Here is a 16,930-nt window from a genome sequence, read left to right on the forward strand (position 1 = left end):
GGGGAAACGAACGAATGGGCAGCTACGTGCTCGGTCTCGGGCAGATCGACCGGGAGCAGGTCGCGATCGTCGGGGGCAAGGGCGCGCATCTGGGCGAACTCGCGCGGATCGACGGGGTCCGCGTGCCGCCCGGTTTTTGCGTGACGACCGAAGCGTTCGAGCGGATCATCGAGAACGCGCCGGAACTGGCCGGGCCGCTGGACCGGTTGGCGAACCTGAACCCGGACGACCGGGACGCGATCAGCGAGGGCAGCGCGGAGATCCGACAAGCGCTGGAAGCGATCGCGATCCCGGACGATCTGGCGAAGGAGATCACCGACGCGCTGGTGGACGGACGCGCCTACGCGGTCCGGTCGAGCGCGACCGCGGAGGACCTTCCGGGCGCGTCCTTCGCCGGGCAGCAGGACACCTACCTCAATGTCCTTGGCGCGGAGGCGGTCCTGCGGCACATCAGCCGGTGCTGGGCGTCGCTGTTCACCGAACGCGCGGTGACCTACCGGCTGCGCAACGGCTTTGACCACCGGAAAGTCCACATGGCCGTGGTCGTGCAGCAGATGGTGTTCCCGCAGGCGGCCGGGGTGCTCTTCACCGCCGACCCGGTGACGTCCAATCGGAAGACCGCCGTCGTGGAGGCCAGCTTCGGGCTCGGCGAGGCGCTGGTTTCCGGTCTGGTCAACGCCGACAACTACCAGCTGCGCGACGGCGCGATCGTCGACAAGGCGATCTCCGCCAAGCAACGCGCCATCCTGGCCGTCGAGGGCGGCGGCACCGAAGAGCAGGTGATCGACGCGGACCAGCAGGAACAGGCCGCGCTGACCGACGACCAGGTCCTGCGGCTGGTGGAACTCGGCCGCACGATCGAGGCGCATTTCGGCCGCCCGCAGGACATCGAATGGTGCCTGGCCGACGACGAGTTCCAGATCGTGCAGAGCCGCCCGATCACCACGCTGTTCCCGCTCCCGGCGGCCGCCGACGAGGGAAACCACGTCTACCTTTCCGTCGGCCACCAGCAGATGATGACCGACGCGATGAAGCCGCTGGGCCTGTCGGTCTGGCAGTTGACGACCCCGCGTCCGATGGCCGAGGCGGGCGGGCGGCTGTTCGCGGACGCCACCGCGTTGCTGTCGGTGCCCAAGAGCCGCGCCAGTTTCCTCGCGGTGGTAGGGAAATCCGATCCGCTGATGGCGGACGCGCTGGAGACCGTCCTTTCCCGCGAGGGCTTCCTCCCGCTGTCCGACGACGACGGACCCGGCGAGCAGATCCCCGGCGCCGCACCGGCCACCATCGAAACCGATCCGGCCGTCGTCACCGAGCTGATCCAGCACAGCGAGGCCTCCATCGCCAAGCTGCAGCGAGAAATCGCTGCGAAGTCCGGCAGCGAACTGCTCGACTTCATTTTCGAGGACGTCGAGGAAATGCGCCGGATCCTCTTCGACCGGCGCAGCCACCAGGTGTTCACCGCGGCGATGCAGGCGACCTGGTGGCTGAATGACCACCTCCAAGAGTGGCTTGGCGAAAAGAATGTCGCCGACACGCTCACCCAGTCCGTCCCGCACAACGTCACCGCGGAGATGGGGCTGGCGCTCCTCGATGTCGCCGACGTGCTCCGCGCCCATCCCGAGGTCGTCGCGTTCCTTCAGGACGTCGAGGACAACGGGTTCCTGGACGAACTGCCGAAGCTGGCCGGCGGGGAGGAATCGCGCGCCGCGATCCAGGGGTACCTCGACAAGTACGGGATGCGCTGCGTCGGCGAGATCGACATTACCCGGCCGCGGTGGAGCGAACAGCCGGTCGCGCTGGTGCCGATGTTGTTGTCCAACATCAAAAACTTCGAGCCGGGGGCCGGGCAGCGCCGCTTCGAACAGGGCCGTCAGGAAGCGCTGGACAAGGCGCAGGAGGTCCTGGAACGGTTGCGTGCCTTGCCGGACGGCGCGGCGAAGGCCGAGGAAACCGAGCGGATGATCGAGCGCGTCCGCACGTTCACCGGGTACCGCGAGTATCCGAAGTACGGCATGATCAGCCGCTATTTCGTATACAAGGAAGCTCTGCTGGGCGAGGCCGAGCGGCTGGTGCGGGCTGGTGTCCTCGACGAGCCGGAGGACCTCTTTTTCTTGCGCCTGCAGGAATTCCAGGAGGTCGTGCGGACGAGCGAGGTCGACCGCGAGCTGATCCAGCAGCGCAAGGAAGCGTTCCGGTCCTATGAATCGATGACGCCGCCCCGCGTGCTCACGTCGGACGGCGAGGCCGTTTCCGGCAGCTACCGCCGCGACGACCTGCCCGAAGGCGCGTTGGGTGGGCTGCCGGTGTCCGCCGGGACGATCGAGGGCCGCGCCCGCGTCATCCTGGATCTCGGCGACGCCGATCTCGAACCGGGCGACATCCTCGTCACGGCGTACACGGATCCGAGCTGGTCACCGCTGTTCGTGGCGATCACCGGCCTGGTGACCGAGGTCGGCGGCCAGATGACGCACGGCGCGGTGATCGCGCGGGAGTACGGCCTGCCCGCGGTCGTCGGCGTGCAGAACGCCACGAAGCTGATCAAGGACGGACAACGGATCCGCGTCAACGGGACGGACGGGTACGTCGAGGTCCTCGACGCTGGGTAGTGGGTCTCCGGCCGCTGCGCCATTTGGAGGTAACCATCGTAATCAGTTCGTGATAGTTTCCGCGGCTGTGTCCTCCATTAGTGTGCGCGTCCGGGTCGTAAGTGTGACTCTCAGTGTTCTCTTCGGGGGGCTCGGAGCAGCTGGCGGGACGTTCGCGCTGCGCTCCGGGCACCTCGACACACTGAGCGTCGCTGTCCCGGAAACGCGCGACGGCGGGTTGTCCTCGGGGGCGCTGAGACCGTTCGCGGTGTCGCCGGCGTCCTCCACGTCGGCGACACCGAGCAGCAGTGCGCCCGCGACTACGGCGCCACCGTCGACCTCGGCCACTCCCGCGCCGCCCCCGCCACCGCCGTCGACTGAAGAGTCCAAAGAGGACACTTCGACGAGCAGCAGCGCGAAGCCGGCACCCAAGCCGCGCAGCGCGCCGACGCTGGCGGGCCAGGTCATCGCACTGGTCAACGACGAGCGGGACAAGGCGGGCTGCGATCCGGTGGCTGAGGAACCCCAGCTCGACCAGGCGGCGCAGGCACACAGCGACGACATGTCCCAGCGCGACTATTTCTCCCACGACACCCCGGAAGGCGAGAGCTTCGCCGACCGCATTACCGCCGCGGGATATCCCAAACCGGGCGCGGAGAACATCGCGAAGGGCGCGACCAGCGCGGACCAGGTGATGCGGATGTGGATGAACTCCAGCGGGCACCGCAAGAACATCCTCAACTGCTCGTTGAAGAAGCTGGGCGTCGGCGTCACGACCGACGGCTGGTACTGGACGCAGGATTTCGGCTACTGATTCGGTCGCGGCGGCACGCCGTACCGGGCCAGCACCGTCGCGCGCAGCTTTGGATCCGTCCGCGGCACCGGTTCGATGAACACCTCGGCGACGTCCGGGAACCGCTCGCCCAATTCGTCGGCCATCCGCACGCACGCGCGTTCCAGGTCGGCGGCGCCGAGAGCGTCATCGAAGTCCACGCGGGCGCAGACCAGGACGTGATCGGTGCCCATCAGCATGGTCTGCAGATCCACTAACGCGTCGATTTCCGGCGCGGCCCTGAGATGATCCCGGATGCCGCGGACCAGGCGCGGATCCGCCTGCCTGCCGACCAGCAGACCGCGGTTCGTGCTGCCGAGCAGGTACGCGACGCACGCGAGCAGCACGCCGATGAGGATCGACGCGATGCCGTCCCACACGTCCGAGCCGGTCAGCTGGTGCAGCCCGATCCCGGCGAACGCGAGCAGCAGCCCGACCAGCGCCGCCGAGTCCTCGAAGAGCACCGTCTTGGGCGCCGGGTCGTCGATCATCCGCAGATAGGCGAAGAACGGCCGCTGCTCGGCTTTCGCGTCGCGCCGGACCTGGCGGACCGCCTGCGCCCACGACACCGATTCGAGCGCGAAAGCCAGCGCCAGCACGATGTAGCCGACGATTGGTTTCGTCTGCTCCGCGCCTTCCCCGAAAACGGTGGTGAATCCTTCGTACAGCGCGAAAACCGCACCGGAAGCGAAGATCGACACCGCGGCCAGCAGCGACCAGAAGTACCGCTCCTTGCCGTACCCGAACGGATGGCGGCGATCCGCGGGCCGCTCGGACCGTTTCAACGCGGTGAGCAGCAGCACCTCGGTGATGGTGTCGGCGACCGAATGCGCGGCCTCGGACAGCATCGCGCCCGATCCGGTGATGATGCCCGCGACGAGCTTCAGCACCGCGATCGCCAGGTTCACCCCACCGGCCAGCACCACGGTGAGAGTGCTTTCGCCGCCGCCCTCCGATTCGTCGCTCACGCCGGAAAGCCTAATGGCCGCAGCCGAAAACGGCCCCTCCAGCGCGAGGCTGAAAGGGTCGTCTTCAGTGCTGACCGGGTCAGTCGTCGCCCTCGGGCAACGGTGTTCCGGTCGGCTTCTCGTCGGTCGGGACGTCCGGCTTGGCGGACAGTTCCGCGTCCGATTCGTCCAGCGACGGCGCGCCCGAGGCGACCAGCGCCGGCTCCGGCTTGCGCTTCACCGCGGTGAGCAGCAGCTGCGCGACGTCCACGACCTCGACCTTTTCGCTCGCCATACCGTCGCTCTGGCGCGAGGTGACGCCGTCGGTGAGCATCACGCGGCAGAACGGGCAGCCGGTGGCGATCTTCGACGGAGCGGTGCCGAGCGCCTCGTCCACGCGCTCGACGTTGATCCGCTTGCCGATCTTCTCTTCCATCCACATCCGCGCGCCGCCCGCGCCGCAGCACATCGAGCGGTCGCCGTGCCGCGGCATTTCGCGCAGCTGCGCGCCGGACGCGCCGACGAGCTCGCGGGGAGCGTCGTAGACCTTGTTGTGCCGGCCCAGGTAGCAGGGGTCGTGGTAGGTGACGTCCTCGGCGACCGGCGCGACCGGCGTCAGGTGCTTCTCCCGCACCAGGCGGTTCAGCAACTGCGTGTGGTGCACGACGTCGAACTGGCCGCCCAGCTCCGGGTACTCGTTGGCGAGGGTGTTGAAGCAGTGCGCACAGGTGACGACCACCTTGCGAGCCTTGCGTTCCCGGCCCTCGAACACCGAGTTCAGCACCTCGACGTTCTGCTGCGCCAGCATCTGGAACAGGAACTCGTTGCCCGCGCGGCGAGCCGGGTCACCGGTGCAGGACTCCTCCGAGCCGAGCACGGTGTACTTGACGCCCGCGATGTGCAGCAGTTCCGCGACGGCACGCGTGGTCTTCTTCGCGCGGTCCTCGAACGCACCGGCGCAGCCGACCCAGAACAGGTACTCGGCGTCGCCGAGGTCGCCGTCGAAGACCGGGACCTCGAAGTCGAGGTCTTCCGTCCACTGCAGGCGGTCCTTGGCGTTCTGGCCCCACGGGTTGCCCTTGTTCTCCAGGTTCTTGAACATGCCGTTCAGCTCCGTGGGGAACGACGACTCGATCATCACCTGGTAGCGGCGCATGTCCACGATGTGGTCGACGTGCTCGATGTCGACCGGGCACTGCTCGACGCAGGCACCGCAGGAAGTGCAGGACCACAGGACGTCCGGGTCAATTACGCCGCCGTCGTCGCCGACGAGCGCCTTCTGCGACTCAGCGATCGCGAGGACGTCGATGCCCGCGTACATGTTGTCGCCGGACAGGCCGACCTCGTCACCGGCCATGTCGCGCTTGCCGCCCGCGAGCAGGTAGGGTGCCTTCGCGTAGGCGTGGTCGCGAAGCTGCGTGATGAGCAGCTTCGGCGACAGCGGCTTGCCGGTGTTCCACGCCGGGCACTGCGACTGGCAACGGCCGCATTCGGTGCAGGTGGAGAAGTCCAGCCAGCCCTTCCAGCTGAAGTCCTCGATCGCGCCGACGCCGAAGGTGTCCTCGTCCGGGTCCGCCTCTTCGAGGTCGAGCACCTTGCCCTTGCTCATCATCGGCTTGACCTTGCCGAGTGCGACGCCGCCGTCCGCCTCGCGCTTGAAGTAGATGTTGAAGAACGCGCTGAACCGGTGCCAGGCGATGCCCATGGTCATCGTGCGGGCCACGACGATCAGCCAGACCGTGGCGCTCATCAGCTTGATGAAGGCGAACACCGACACCAGCGCCGCGCTCGAGGGCAGCAGCTCGCTGAGCGGGTTCGAGACGAAAGCGGCCCAGGTCGGCGTCTCGTGGACGTGCATCGCGGCCTTGCCGGCGCGCACGCCGATGATGCCGATGCCCTCGACGATCACCACGGCCTCGACGAAGTAGGCCCACTTGAAGTTCGAGCCGGCGAAGCGCGACAGCCGATCGGCCCGGCGCGGGTGGTTCAGCTGCCGGATGATCGCGAGCGCGACGCCGCCGACGACCGTGCCGACGCCGAGCAGCTCCATCAGGAGGCTCCACAGCGACCAGTCCTCGAGGATCGGCCAGCCCCAGGTCGGGACGAACACCTCGCCGTAGGCCTCGAAGAGCGCGAGCGACCCGATCAGGAAGCCCCACATGACCAGCCAGTGCCACGGGGCGACCTGGCGGAACTTCGCCATGCGGGTGTGCGCCGCGAACTCTTTGATGAGGGTCATCAAGCGCGCCATGAACGGGCCGTTGCGGGTGGCGTCCGGCTGGCCGAGCTTGATCACCCGCACGAAGCGGGCAATGGTCGCGATGAACATTCCCCAGGCGACGATGCCCAGGAGGACGGAAATCCCCCCGAGCGTCAGCTGTACAGCGCCCATCGTCGGGTGCCTTTCGTCCGGTGTGGTGGTGCCGCCGCGCGAGCGCGCCGGTGCCGAGCAGGGTAACGCTTCTTACTGATGGGTAACCGGTCCGACGGTCCCAAGTCCCACCGATGTGGTGCACGCCTCGCTAGCAAGTGGGACGATCGTTCAGGTACTTTATTGTGCTATGGGTGCTTACTTGTACCTCGCTTTGGCCATCGCCGCAGAAGTGACCGCCACGATTTCGCTCAAACTCTCCGAGGGCTTTTCCAAGGTGACGCCGTCGATCCTGGTGGTCGTCGGGTACGGGCTGGCGTTCTTCGCGCTGTCGCGGGTGCTGAAGCTCGGGCTGCCCATCGGGGTGGCCTACGCGATCTGGGCCGCGGCGGGCGTGGCGCTGGTCGCGCTGGTCGGCGTGCTGTTTTTGAAGGAGCCGATCAACCTCGCGGTGATCTCCGGGCTGGTGCTCGTGGTCGGCGGGGTGGTGCTCATCGAGGTCGGGAGCCAGTCGTGAAAATCCAGACGGACGGCCGCAAGGCGCGCGGCGAGAAGCGCCGGACGGAGATCATCGAGGCGACCCTGCGAGTGATCGAACGCGACGGCGTCGCCGGGGTCACGCACCGCACGGTCGCCGCTGAAGCGGGCGTGCCGACGACGTCCACGACCTATCACTTCTCCTCGCTGGACGACCTGCTCGTAGCGACGCTCATCTCGTGCGCGCGCGACATGGCGACCGAGGTGTACTGGATGATCGACCGCGCCCGGTCGCGCGGCAGCCGCGGTGCCGAAGAGGTGGCTGGCCTGCTCGCCGAGGCGCTCGGGCCGCGGCGGGGTCGCACGATGGCGGAGTACGAGCTGTACCTGCTGGCCGCGCGCAAACCCGAGCTGCGCCCGGCGGCGCGGCGGTGGCTGGATGTGTTGACGTCGATGGTCCGGCATGACGACGAGGTCGCGTTCCGGGTGTTTCTCGCGGGTATCGACGGGCTGCTGATCCAGGGGCTGATCGACGACGAGCCGCCGTCCGCGGAGGAGCTGCGTCCGGTGGTGGATTACCTGCTCAAGCCCGCCTGAATTCGGTGGAGTTTCCCGGAGCCGGTCGGCTAGCTTGCCGGGCATGAGGGTCGTGGGTGAATACGAGGTCGACGACCGGCGGGAGCGGCTCGACCTCGACGTGCTGTGGGAATTCCTTTCCACCGAGGCCTATTGGGGCCGATGGCGGACGCGAGAACAGGTGGAAGCGGCGATCGCCGGATCGTGGCGGGTCGTCGGGGCCTACTCGCGCGCGGACGGACGGCAGGTCGGCTTCGCGCGAGCCTTCTCCGACGGAGTGACCTCGGCGTATCTCGGCGACGTGTTCGTGGTCGAGTCCGCCCGCGGAAGCGGATTGGGCAAGGAACTCGTGCGCGAGATGATCGACCACGGGCCGGGAGCAGGCTTCCGCTGGATGCTGCACACCGCGGACGCGCACGGGTTGTACCGGCAGTTCGGGTTCGAGGAGCACACGAAGGGCCGGTTCCTCGAACGCGAGGGGGTCAACCGGGAGTCGCTCCGGTAGGTCCATTGTGGACGGAGAGGGCGGCGGCCACGACGTCCCGGATCAAGGTGTCGCCGGGTGCGCAGTTCACCAGCAGCCGGTCCAGGTCTTCCTTGCCGAACCACGCGCTGTGCGGGTGCTTGTCCCATTCCAGGACCGGGCGGGCCAGGTCGCCCTCGACTTCTATCAGGTAGAAATCGCCGACCTCTTCGCCGTCGTCGAGCGGCCAGCGGTGGCGGCCGAGGTTCCCGACCACGCGGCGCAGCCGCCAGCCGGTTTCCTCGAAGACCTCGCGGGCGAGCGCTCCCAGCGTCGTCTCGCCCGGTTCGAGGTGGCCGCTCACGACGTCCCACGTGCTCGGATACCGCGGCCGGTCCGGGCTCCGGAACTGCACGAACGCGCGTCCGTCGGCGCCGAGGACCACTCCGCCCGCGGTGTCGGGCAGAGGTTGCGGAAAGACCACGCCGTCCGCAACCTCCACCGTCGGCTCTTCCACGGACGAACTCAGCCCTTGTTCTCGTAAACCGGCACCAACGTGGCCCGCCCGAGCGTGTGCCCGAACATGTTGAACCCCAGGAACGCGGGCGTAGCGTCCTCCGGCACCTCCAACGTCTCTACGTCCAGCGCGTGCACTACGAAGAAGTACCGGTGCGGCCCGTGTCCGGGAGGCGGCGCGGCGCCCAGGTACTGCCGAACCCCGCCGTCACCCTTAAGCGTGACCGCCGAAGAGGGCAGCCCCGACCCTGCGGAGTCGCCGGCGCCAGCCTCCAGCGAAGTCACCGAAGCCGGGATGTTGAACACGGCCCAGTGCCAGAATCCGCTGGCAGTGGGGGCGTCCGGGTCGTACACCGTCACCGCGAAGCTGCGGGTGCCCTCCGGGAAGCCTTCCCACGCCAGTTGCGGCGAGCGGTCCTCGCCGCCGGCGCCGAAGATGCCCGACAGGTGCGGCTGGGCCAGGGTCTCGCCGTCGGCGATGTCCGTGCTGCGCAGCGTGAACGAGGGAACCGACGGCAGGTAGTCGTACGGATTGGGCGGCTGGGGCATGGGTTCCTCCTGATCAACGGGGCTCTCCGGCCGCCAGGTTAGGACCCTGGCCCTCCGGTCGCCGCCTCAGGGATGTTTCGGGGGGTTTACCGGATGTCCCCGGGGCCCCGCACCTTCTAACGTCTCTCCAGACAGCCGAGAGTGGTACTGAGGGGAACTGACATGGCACGCCCGCTTCTGGCAGTGGCCGGCATCGCGGTGATCGGCGTTGGGGTGGCGATCGGGTTCGGCGGGTGGGGGTTCGGTTCCACGGTTTCGCGGGACGCGACGCTGACGCAGGAGATCCGCGGGGTGAAGCTGGAGAACGGCTCCGGCGACGTGCGCATCCGCACGGCTCCCGGCGCGGCTCGCGTGCACCAGACCCTTCGCTACCACTTCAGCGGCGCGCCCGGCGACGCCTACCGCGTCGAGGGTGACCAGCTCGTCATCGTCGACTGCGGCCGCAACTGCACCGCCGACATGGAGCTGATCGTCCCGCCCGGCATTCCGGTCACGGGCAACACCGACTCCGGCACGCTGGACTTCGCGGGCGTCGGCAGCGTCGACGTCACCGCCGATTCCGGGCAGGCACGGATGCAGGACGTTCCGGGGCTGGTCAAGCTCCAGCTGGACAGCGGTTCGACGGAACTGCACAACGTCGGCGAGGTGCGGGTGCACAGCCAGTCCGGCCGGATCGAGGGCGACGGCCTGCGCGGGCCGGTCGACGTCTCGGCGGGCAGCGGGCGGATCGAGCTCACGCTGACCCAGCCCAACAACGTCAAGGCGCAGGCCGACTCCGGCCGCGTCGAGGTGTCCGTGCCGCGCACCGGGTCCTACCAGGTCACCGGCAACAGCGAGAGCGGCCACCGCAGCATCGACATTCCGCAGAACTCAGGTCCGGACGCGAAGACGCTCGAGCTGAACACGGACAGCGGCAGCGTCACCGTCAAGGCCGTCTGAAGGGGAGAACAGACACATCATGCGCAAACTCGAAACGCGGCTGCTCGCCGCGGTGCTGGCGGGCGCGGTGGGGGCGTTCGCGATCACCGCGGCGGTCGGCCACTCGCCTGAACCGCAGGCCACCACGCCGGTCGCGGTGGTGGAAATCCCGGTGCAGCAAGGGGTCGTCCGGAACGCGGAGACAGTCGTGCTCCGCACCGCGGCCGACGACGGGACGGCGCGGGTGCGCCGGGCATGAACCTGGCCGCCGCCGTGCTGACCCTGCTTCCGCTGGTCAGCGCACCGACCCCGGCGTTGACCTGGACGCCGTGCGGTACCGAGCAGGAACCGACCGCGCAATGCAGCCAGGTCGAAGTGCCCATCGACCGCGCCCATCCGGAAACCGGCACGGCGCACATCCCGCTCACCCGCCTGCCCGCCGCGGACCAGCAGCACCGGATCGGGTCGCTGCTGGTCAATCCGGGCGGGCCGGGCGGATCCGGGGTCGGCTTCGTGCGCTTCGGCGGACTCGACCCCAAGGTCATCGGCTCGGCGCGGAAACCGTTGCGGGACCGCTTCGACATCATCGGCTTCGACCCGCGCGGCGTGTGGTTCAGCGACCCGAAGATCAGCTGTGACCCGGCGAAGCTGCACGACCCGAAGATCGGTCTCTTCCCGGCCACCAAGCAGCAGTACGACGCCTTCGTCGCGCACAACCGTGCGGCCGGCGAGGACTGTCTCGCCAAGACCGGCCCGATGCTCGGGCACGTCGACACCCAAAGCGCCGCGGAGGACATCGACGCGATCCGCGGCGCGCTCGGCGAGCAGAAGATCTCCTGGCTCGGCGTCTCGTACGGCACCGAACTGGGCGCGGTCTACGCGTCGAAGCATCCGGACCGGGTGCGCACGATGGTGCTCGACGGCGCGATCGACCATGCCCGGCCGATGCGGCAGGCGATGGTCGAGGAGGCCGCTGCCACCGAGGACGCCTTGCGGCGGTTCGCCGGGTGGTGCGACCGTTCGACGGACTGCGCGCTGCATGGAAAGAACGCGCTCGCCCGCTACGACCACCTCGTCACCCACGGCGCGTACGCGAAAGCGTTGGGCCGCAAGGCAACCGGTGAGGAACTGGCTTCCGGCGCGTACGGCTACCTCTATCTCCCCGCCGAGTGGCCCGAGCTGAGCCGCGCTCTGGCGGACCCGGACGCGAGCGCGCTCGCCCAGCACGCGTCGTTCGCGAGCGAGACCTACGGCGCGTACCGCTCGATCGGCTGCCAGGACTTCCCGTCGCCGTTCACCGGATTGGCGGACCTGCGCGCGACAGCCGGGGTGATCCGCGCGGTCGCCCCGCACAGCTGGCGCTACAGCGAGTACTGGGACCTCTCCGCGGGCTGCACCGGCTGGCCGCTTCCCGCGATGAACCCGCCGCAGCCGCATCCGGTGCGCGGAGCCCCGCCGATCCTCGTCGTGGGCGGTGCGCACGACCCGGCGACGCCGTTGCCGTGGGCCCGCGGGCTCGCCGCGAGCATCGACGGATCGGCGCTGCTCACCTACCTCGGCGACGGCCACACCGGGCTGCTCAACTCCGAATGCGTGCGGCGGGCCGAGGCCAGGTACCTGGTGAGTGGCGTCACACCGCCGCGGGGCGAATTCTGCGGGTGAACCCGGGAACAAGACCGGGGGGTCCGCCGTTATCCTGATAGCAAGGTTGAGCGCGGTCGGCTCAAGTCTGGAAAACCGGGCCGTGCGCGAGACCTCGAGAACCTGCTAAGAAGGTACTCAAGAGTGCCTCGAAACCGCAGGTCACGAACATAGCAGCAACCCAGTCCAGAACACGAGAGGAAGCACCATGGCGCGAGCGGTCGGCATCGACCTCGGCACGACCAACTCGGTCGTCGCCGTCCTTGAGGGCGGCGAGCCGACGGTCATCGCCAACTCGGAAGGCTCCCGTACCACCCCGTCCATCGTCGCCTTCGCCAAGAACGGCGAAGTGCTCACCGGCCAGCCGGCGAAGAACCAGGCCGTCACGAACGTCGACCGCACGATCCGGTCCGTGAAGCGGCACATCGGCACCGACTGGAAGACCGAGATCGACGGCAAGGCCTACACGCCGCAGGAGATCAGCGCGCGCGTGCTGATGAAGCTCAAGCGCGACGCGGAGGCGTATCTGGGCGAGGAGATCACCGACGCGGTGATCACCGTCCCGGCGTACTTCGAGGACGCGCAGCGGCAGGCCACCAAGGAGGCCGGCCAGATCGCGGGCCTGAACGTGCTCCGGATCGTGAACGAGCCGACCGCGGCCGCGCTGGCCTACGGCCTGGACAAGGGCGAGAAGGAACAGACCATCCTGGTCTTCGACCTCGGCGGCGGCACGTTCGACGTGTCCCTGCTGGAGATCGGCGAGGGCGTCGTCGAGGTCCGCGCGACCTCCGGTGACAACCACCTCGGCGGCGACGACTGGGACGAGCGCATCGTCACCTGGCTGGTCGACAAGTTCAAGGCCGCCAACGGCATTGACCTGACCAAGGACAAGATGGCGCTGCAGCGCATCCGCGAGGCGGCCGAGAAGGCGAAGATCGAGCTGTCCAGCTCCAACTCCGCCAGCATCAACCTGCCCTACATCACGGTGGACGCGGACAAGAACCCGCTGTTCCTCGACGAGACGCTGTCGCGCGCCGAGTTCCAGAAGATCACCTCGGACCTGCTGGAGCGCACCCGGCAGCCGTTCAACAACGTCATCCGGGACGCGGGCATCGCGGTCGGCGACATCGACCACGTGGTCCTCGTCGGCGGTTCCACCCGCATGCCGGCGGTGTCCGAGCTGGTCAAGGAGCTGACCGGCGGCCGCGAGCCGAACAAGGGCGTGAACCCGGACGAGGTCGTCGCCGTGGGCGCCGCGCTGCAGGCGGGCGTGCTCAAGGGCGAGGTCAAGGACGTCCTGCTGCTCGACGTGACCCCGCTGTCGCTGGGCATCGAGACCAAGGGCGGCGTCTTCACCAAGCTGATCGAGCGCAACACCACGATCCCGACCAAGCGGTCCGAGATCTTCTCGACGGCGGACGACAACCAGCCGTCGGTGCAGATCCAGGTGTTCCAGGGCGAGCGCGAAATCGCCGCGGCGAACAAGAAGCTCGGCATGTTCGAGCTGACCGGTCTCCCGCCGGCCCCGCGCGGCGTGCCGCAGATCGAGGTCACCTTCGACATCGACGCCAACGGCATCGTGCACGTGACCGCGAAGGACCTCGGCACGAACAAGGAGCAGTCGATGACGATCACCGGCGGCTCCGCGCTGCCGAAGGACGACATCGAGCGCATGGTCAAGGACGCCGAGGCGCACGCCGAGGAAGACAAGAAGCGCCGCGAGGAAGCGGAGACCCGCAACCAGGCGGAGACGCTGGTCTACCAGACCGAGAAGTTCGTCAAGGACAACGACGACAAGCTGCCCGAGGACCTCAAGGGCAAGGTCAAGACCGCGATCGACGAGGCGAACGAGGCGCTCAAGGGCACCGACTCGGCCAAGATCCGCGAGTCCATCGAGAAGCTGAACACCGCTTCGCAGGAGATGGGCAGCGCGCTGTACGCGAACGCGGGCGCGGCCGGTGCCGAGGGCGCTCCGGGTGCGGAGGGCGCGGCCGGTGCCGCGGGCGACGCTCCGAAGTCGAAGGCGGACGACGTGGTCGACGCCGAGATCGTGGAAGAGGACGAGAAGAAGTGACCCCCCGCCACTCCGAGACCGAGGGTCCTGGCCCCGAGGAACCGGTAGTCGTGCGGGATCGGCGACGGGTGGACCCGCAGACCGGCGAGGTCCGCCCGCCCGCCGCGGAGGAAACTCCGGCCGGTGAGGAGCCCGTGCAGCACGCGGGCCCCTCGCTGGGCGATTCCGTGGACGAAGCCGTTCCGGCCGCCTCGGACGTCGAGAAGCAACTGTCCGAGCGCACTGCCGACCTGCAGCGGTTGCAGGCGGAGTACGCGAACTACCGCAAGCGGGTCGACCGCGACCGCGAGGCCGTGGTGCAGGGCGCGAAGGCGTCCGTGGTCGGCGATCTGCTGCCGCTGCTGGACGACCTCCAGCGCGCGGAGCAGCACGGCGACCTCACCGGCGCGTTCAAGGCGGTGGCCGACAAGCTGGTCTCCAGCCTGGAGCGGTCCGGCCTGGAAGCGTTCGGGGCCGAGGGCGAAGAGTTCGACCCGAGCATCCACGAGGCCGTGCAGCACACCACGTCCCCGGACGTGAAGGGCCCGACCGTCACCCTGGTGATGCGTCGCGGCTACCGCTTCGGCGAGCGGGTGCTGCGCGCGGCTCTGGTCGGCGTGACCGACCACGAGCCCGGCGAAGCCCCGGCGGGGCAGCCGGTCGATCCGCCGGTCGGCGGCGAACTGCCGCTCGACGGTTCGGTCGATGAGTCCGGCCAGCAGTAACAATCGGTTTGCAGCGAAAGGAGGAGACACCCGATGAGTGCTCGGGAGTGGATCGGCAAGGACTTCTACAAAGAGCTGGGTGTCTCCTCCGACGCGACCGCGGACGAGATCAAGAAGGCCTATCGCAAGCTGGCCAAGGAAAACCACCCGGACGCCAACGCGGGCAACACCGCGGCCGAGAACAAGTTCAAGGCCGTGTCCGAGGCGTACGGCGTGCTGTCCGACCCGGCCAAGCGCAAGGAGTATGACGAGGCGCGCACGCTCTTCGGCTCCGGCGGCGCGGGCGGATTCGGCGGCTTCCCCGGTGGCGGCGGCGCCGGCGGGTTCGACATGAGCGACCTGTTCAACCAGGCGGGCGCGCAGGGTCAGCAGGGCGGTTTCGGCGGGCTCGGCGACATCCTGGGCGGCATTTTCGGCCGCGGCCGGGGCGGGGCCGCCGGTGCCACGGCGAACCGGCCGCAGCGCGGCGCGGACGTCGAGACCGACGTGCGGATCGATTTCCTCGAGTCGGTCAAGGGCGCGACGCTGCCGTTGCGGCTGTCGAGCCCGGCAACCTGTTCCACCTGCGGCGGCAACGGCGCGAAGCCGGGCACTTCGCCGCGGATCTGCCCGACCTGCAGCGGGTCCGGGCTGGTCAGCCGGAGCCAGGGCGCGTTCGCGTTCTCCGAGCCGTGCCAGGACTGCCGCGGCCGGGGCAAGATCATCGACGACCCGTGCCCGGAGTGCGGCGGCGAGGGCGTCAGCACCCGCACCCGCACGCTCACCGTGCGCATCCCGCCGGGCGTGAAGGACGACCAGCGGATCCGGCTGGCGGGCCAGGGCGAACCCGGCCGGGGCGGCGCGCAGGCGGGCGACCTGTACGTGCGCGTGCACGTGGCCCCGCACAAGCTGTTCGGGCGCAAGGACCTCAACCTCACGCTCACCGTGCCGGTGGACTTCACCGAACTCGCGCTGGGCACCACGGTCACGGTGCCGACGCTCGAAGGCAAGGTGTCGCTCAAGGTGCCCGCGGGTACCGCGAGCGGACGAGTGTTGCGAGTGCGCGGAAAGGGCATTCAGAAGCGGGACGGCGCGCAGGGCGACCTGCTGGTCACCCTGGAGGCGGCGGTCCCGGCGAAGCTCGACGATGCGGCGCGGTCGGCACTCGAGGCCTACGCCGAGGCGATGAAGGGCCACGACCCGCGGCCTGAGATCACCGAGTTGCTCGAAGGCAGGTGAGGGTGATGTTCGGCGGTAATCCGGGACTCCCGCACGGCGCGGACGAGGACACCCCGGTGTTCGTGATTTCGGTGGCGGCCCAGCTTTCCGGGCTGCACGCGCAGACGCTGCGCTCCTACGACCGGCACGGCCTGGTCTCGCCGGGCCGCACCGCGGGCGGCGGGCGGCGCTACTCGCTGCGCGACATCGCCCTGCTGCGCGAGGTCCAGCGCCTCTCGCAGGAGGACGGGGTCAACCTGTCCGGGATCAAGCGCATCATCGAACTGGAGAACCAGGTCGACGCGCTGCAGTCCCGGGTGCACGAGCTGACCGAAGAACTCGCCGCCGCGTACGCGGCCGCCGAACAAGCCGCCGCCGCGGTGCACGCGTCCTATCGCAAGGATTTGGTGCCGCTGCGGCAAACCACCTCGCTGGTGGTGTGGAAACCCAAGCGCCGCTGAGCATTTCTTCACGGCCCTCCCGCCTGGTGCGGGAGGGCCGTTTTACTGTCCTGAGTGGACTTCGGCGAGCGTGTGCAGGTCAGCGAACGCCTCCGCCAGATAGTCGTCGAGACTCCTTGAGGGATCGCTGATCCACGCCTGCGTGGCGTGATGGAACGTCGCCCATCCGGCATGTGCCGCCAGCCGCGCCAGCCGGTCCTCGACTCCGCGCTGCCGCAAGGCTTCCGCGAGTGCTTCGGCGATGGTCGCCGCCTTGGCGAGGTTGCGTTCGCGCAGCGTCGGCGTCGCGGCGATCAAATCGCGGCGCGGCTCGGCGAACGGCAGGTTGCGCTCCATGATCCGCCCGGCCTTCGTGAAGGCGCGCAGCAGGATTTCCAGCGGCGCAAGGCCGTCTGGGGCATCGGCGACCGACTGGGTGAGGTCCTCGCGCAGGTCGGCTTCGCCGTCGAAGAGCACCTCGCGTTTGTCCGGGAAGTGCCGGAAGAACGTGCGCTCGGTGACGCCTGCCCGGGCGGCGATCTCCGCGGTGGTCGTCTTGTCGAACCCGTTTTCCCGGTACAGCTCCAGCGCCGCCTGTTTGAGGCGGCTACGCGCTTCTGCTCCGCTCCGTGGCACGTCC

Annotated in this window: 17 protein-coding genes; 12 read left to right on the forward strand and 5 right to left on the reverse strand. The window is 68.9% G+C overall.

What is annotated here, in order from left to right; genetic code table 11:
* Nucleotides 1-14: 14 nt before the first annotated feature.
* Both rph and EIZ45_RS08255 read left to right on the forward strand, forming a co-directional pair.
* Nucleotides 15-2,606 carry a rifamycin-inactivating phosphotransferase gene (gene rph / locus EIZ45_RS08250; RefSeq protein ID WP_134664295.1) on the forward strand — a complete coding sequence of 864 codons (2,592 nt, stop codon included), beginning with the start codon at nt 15-17 and terminating at the stop codon, nt 2,604-2,606.
* A 103-nt stretch (nt 2,607-2,709) separates the two neighbouring features.
* Nucleotides 2,710-3,399, forward strand: coding sequence for a CAP domain-containing protein (locus EIZ45_RS08255; RefSeq protein ID WP_205670005.1), 690 nt, complete (start codon nt 2,710-2,712; stop codon nt 3,397-3,399).
* Here EIZ45_RS08255 and EIZ45_RS08260 read toward each other — a convergent pair.
* Together EIZ45_RS08260 and EIZ45_RS08265 are read right to left on the reverse strand one after the other, a co-directional pair.
* Nucleotides 3,393-4,385 (reverse strand): cation diffusion facilitator family transporter, encoded by a 993-nt coding sequence (locus tag EIZ45_RS08260; protein WP_043831598.1) that lies wholly within the window; start codon nt 4,383-4,385, stop codon nt 3,393-3,395. The genes EIZ45_RS08255 and EIZ45_RS08260 overlap by 7 nt on opposite strands.
* A 79-nt stretch (nt 4,386-4,464) precedes the next feature.
* Nucleotides 4,465-6,756, reverse strand: a complete 2,292-nt coding sequence (locus tag EIZ45_RS08265; protein ID WP_037808921.1) for a (Fe-S)-binding protein — start codon at nt 6,754-6,756, stop codon at nt 4,465-4,467.
* Between the two features lie 169 nt (nt 6,757-6,925).
* Between EIZ45_RS08265 and EIZ45_RS08270 the strand changes: the two genes are divergently transcribed.
* Genes EIZ45_RS08270 through EIZ45_RS08280 form a run of 3 tightly spaced genes read left to right on the forward strand, consistent with a single transcriptional unit; the run spans nt 6,926 to nt 8,293 of the window.
* Entirely contained in the window at nt 6,926-7,252 is a 327-nt protein-coding gene (locus EIZ45_RS08270; protein WP_037808919.1) for a multidrug efflux SMR transporter, read from the forward strand.
* Nucleotides 7,249-7,809, forward strand: a complete 561-nt coding sequence (locus EIZ45_RS08275) for a TetR/AcrR family transcriptional regulator (protein WP_009085017.1) — start codon at nt 7,249-7,251, stop codon at nt 7,807-7,809. The genes EIZ45_RS08270 and EIZ45_RS08275 overlap by 4 nt, the downstream gene beginning before the upstream one ends.
* A 43-nt stretch (nt 7,810-7,852) precedes the next feature.
* A complete protein-coding gene (locus tag EIZ45_RS08280) occupies nt 7,853-8,293 on the forward strand; it encodes a GNAT family N-acetyltransferase (RefSeq protein WP_134664299.1) in 441 nt (146 codons plus the stop codon).
* On the opposite strand, the gene EIZ45_RS08285 is transcribed toward EIZ45_RS08280, so the two are convergent.
* Together EIZ45_RS08285 and EIZ45_RS08290 are read right to left on the reverse strand one after the other, a co-directional pair.
* A complete protein-coding gene (locus tag EIZ45_RS08285; RefSeq protein ID WP_205670006.1) occupies nt 8,271-8,753 on the reverse strand; it encodes an NUDIX hydrolase in 483 nt (160 codons plus the stop codon). The two genes, EIZ45_RS08280 and EIZ45_RS08285, sit on opposite strands and share 23 nt — an antisense overlap.
* A 23-nt stretch (nt 8,754-8,776) precedes the next feature.
* The gene (locus EIZ45_RS08290; protein WP_037808916.1) at nt 8,777-9,316 is read right to left on the reverse strand and encodes a YbhB/YbcL family Raf kinase inhibitor-like protein; all 540 of its coding nucleotides are present in this window, start codon (nt 9,314-9,316) and stop codon (nt 8,777-8,779) included.
* Nucleotides 9,317-9,478: 162 nt separating this feature from the next.
* On the opposite strand from EIZ45_RS08290, the gene EIZ45_RS08295 reads away from it, so the two are divergent.
* The 7 genes from EIZ45_RS08295 (at nt 9,479) to EIZ45_RS08325 (ending at nt 16,311) form a co-directional block, all read left to right on the forward strand.
* A complete protein-coding gene (locus EIZ45_RS08295; RefSeq protein WP_134664303.1) occupies nt 9,479-10,255 on the forward strand; it encodes a DUF4097 family beta strand repeat-containing protein in 777 nt (258 codons plus the stop codon).
* 19 nt (nt 10,256-10,274) lie between these two features.
* Nucleotides 10,275-10,493, forward strand: coding sequence for a hypothetical protein (locus tag EIZ45_RS08300; RefSeq protein WP_037808913.1), 219 nt, complete (start codon nt 10,275-10,277; stop codon nt 10,491-10,493).
* Entirely contained in the window at nt 10,490-11,896 is a 1,407-nt protein-coding gene (locus EIZ45_RS08305) for an alpha/beta hydrolase (RefSeq protein ID WP_134664305.1), read from the forward strand. Before EIZ45_RS08300 ends, EIZ45_RS08305 begins: the two co-directional genes overlap by 4 nt.
* 187 nt (nt 11,897-12,083) lie before the next feature.
* A complete protein-coding gene (dnaK, locus tag EIZ45_RS08310; protein WP_037808908.1) occupies nt 12,084-13,949 on the forward strand; it encodes a molecular chaperone DnaK in 1,866 nt (621 codons plus the stop codon).
* Entirely contained in the window at nt 13,946-14,653 is a 708-nt protein-coding gene (gene grpE / locus EIZ45_RS08315) for a nucleotide exchange factor GrpE (RefSeq protein ID WP_134664307.1), read from the forward strand. Before dnaK ends, grpE begins: the two co-directional genes overlap by 4 nt.
* A 33-nt stretch (nt 14,654-14,686) precedes the next feature.
* Nucleotides 14,687-15,871, forward strand: coding sequence for a molecular chaperone DnaJ (dnaJ, locus tag EIZ45_RS08320; RefSeq protein ID WP_134664309.1), 1,185 nt, complete (start codon nt 14,687-14,689; stop codon nt 15,869-15,871).
* A 5-nt stretch (nt 15,872-15,876) separates the two neighbouring features.
* On the forward strand, nt 15,877-16,311 hold the full coding sequence (locus tag EIZ45_RS08325) for a heat shock protein transcriptional repressor HspR (protein ID WP_037808901.1): 435 nt from the start codon (nt 15,877-15,879) through the stop codon (nt 16,309-16,311).
* Nucleotides 16,312-16,353: 42 nt separating this feature from the next.
* On the opposite strand, the gene EIZ45_RS08330 is transcribed toward EIZ45_RS08325, so the two are convergent.
* The gene (locus EIZ45_RS08330; protein ID WP_134664311.1) at nt 16,354-16,926 is read right to left on the reverse strand and encodes a TetR family transcriptional regulator; all 573 of its coding nucleotides are present in this window, start codon (nt 16,924-16,926) and stop codon (nt 16,354-16,356) included.
* Nucleotides 16,927-16,930: the final 4 nt, after the last annotated feature.

It is taken from the genome of Amycolatopsis sp. CFH S0740 (assembly GCF_004522315.1).
Lineage (GTDB): Bacteria > Actinomycetota > Actinomycetes > Mycobacteriales > Pseudonocardiaceae > Amycolatopsis > Amycolatopsis nivea.

What these genes read in the sequence shown, in the direction of transcription:
- EIZ45_RS08295 (WP_134664303.1), top strand. Translation starts at nt 9,479, where the DNA reads ATGGCACGCCCGCTTCTGGCAGTGGCCGGCATCGCGGTGATCGGCGTT.
- EIZ45_RS08300 (WP_037808913.1), top strand. Translation starts at nt 10,275, where the DNA reads ATGCGCAAACTCGAAACGCGGCTGCTCGCCGCGGTGCTGGCGGGCGCG.
- EIZ45_RS08265 (WP_037808921.1), bottom strand. Translation starts at nt 6,756, where the DNA reads ATGGGCGCTGTACAGCTGACGCTCGGGGGGATTTCCGTCCTCCTGGGC.
- rph (WP_134664295.1), top strand. Translation starts at nt 15, where the DNA reads ATGGGCAGCTACGTGCTCGGTCTCGGGCAGATCGACCGGGAGCAGGTC.
- EIZ45_RS08325 (WP_037808901.1), top strand. Translation starts at nt 15,877, where the DNA reads ATGTTCGGCGGTAATCCGGGACTCCCGCACGGCGCGGACGAGGACACC.
- dnaJ (WP_134664309.1), top strand. Translation starts at nt 14,687, where the DNA reads ATGAGTGCTCGGGAGTGGATCGGCAAGGACTTCTACAAAGAGCTGGGT.
- EIZ45_RS08280 (WP_134664299.1), top strand. Translation starts at nt 7,853, where the DNA reads ATGAGGGTCGTGGGTGAATACGAGGTCGACGACCGGCGGGAGCGGCTC.
- EIZ45_RS08270 (WP_037808919.1), top strand. Translation starts at nt 6,926, where the DNA reads ATGGGTGCTTACTTGTACCTCGCTTTGGCCATCGCCGCAGAAGTGACC.
- dnaK (WP_037808908.1), top strand. Translation starts at nt 12,084, where the DNA reads ATGGCGCGAGCGGTCGGCATCGACCTCGGCACGACCAACTCGGTCGTC.
- EIZ45_RS08305 (WP_134664305.1), top strand. Translation starts at nt 10,490, where the DNA reads ATGAACCTGGCCGCCGCCGTGCTGACCCTGCTTCCGCTGGTCAGCGCA.
- EIZ45_RS08290 (WP_037808916.1), bottom strand. Translation starts at nt 9,316, where the DNA reads ATGCCCCAGCCGCCCAATCCGTACGACTACCTGCCGTCGGTTCCCTCG.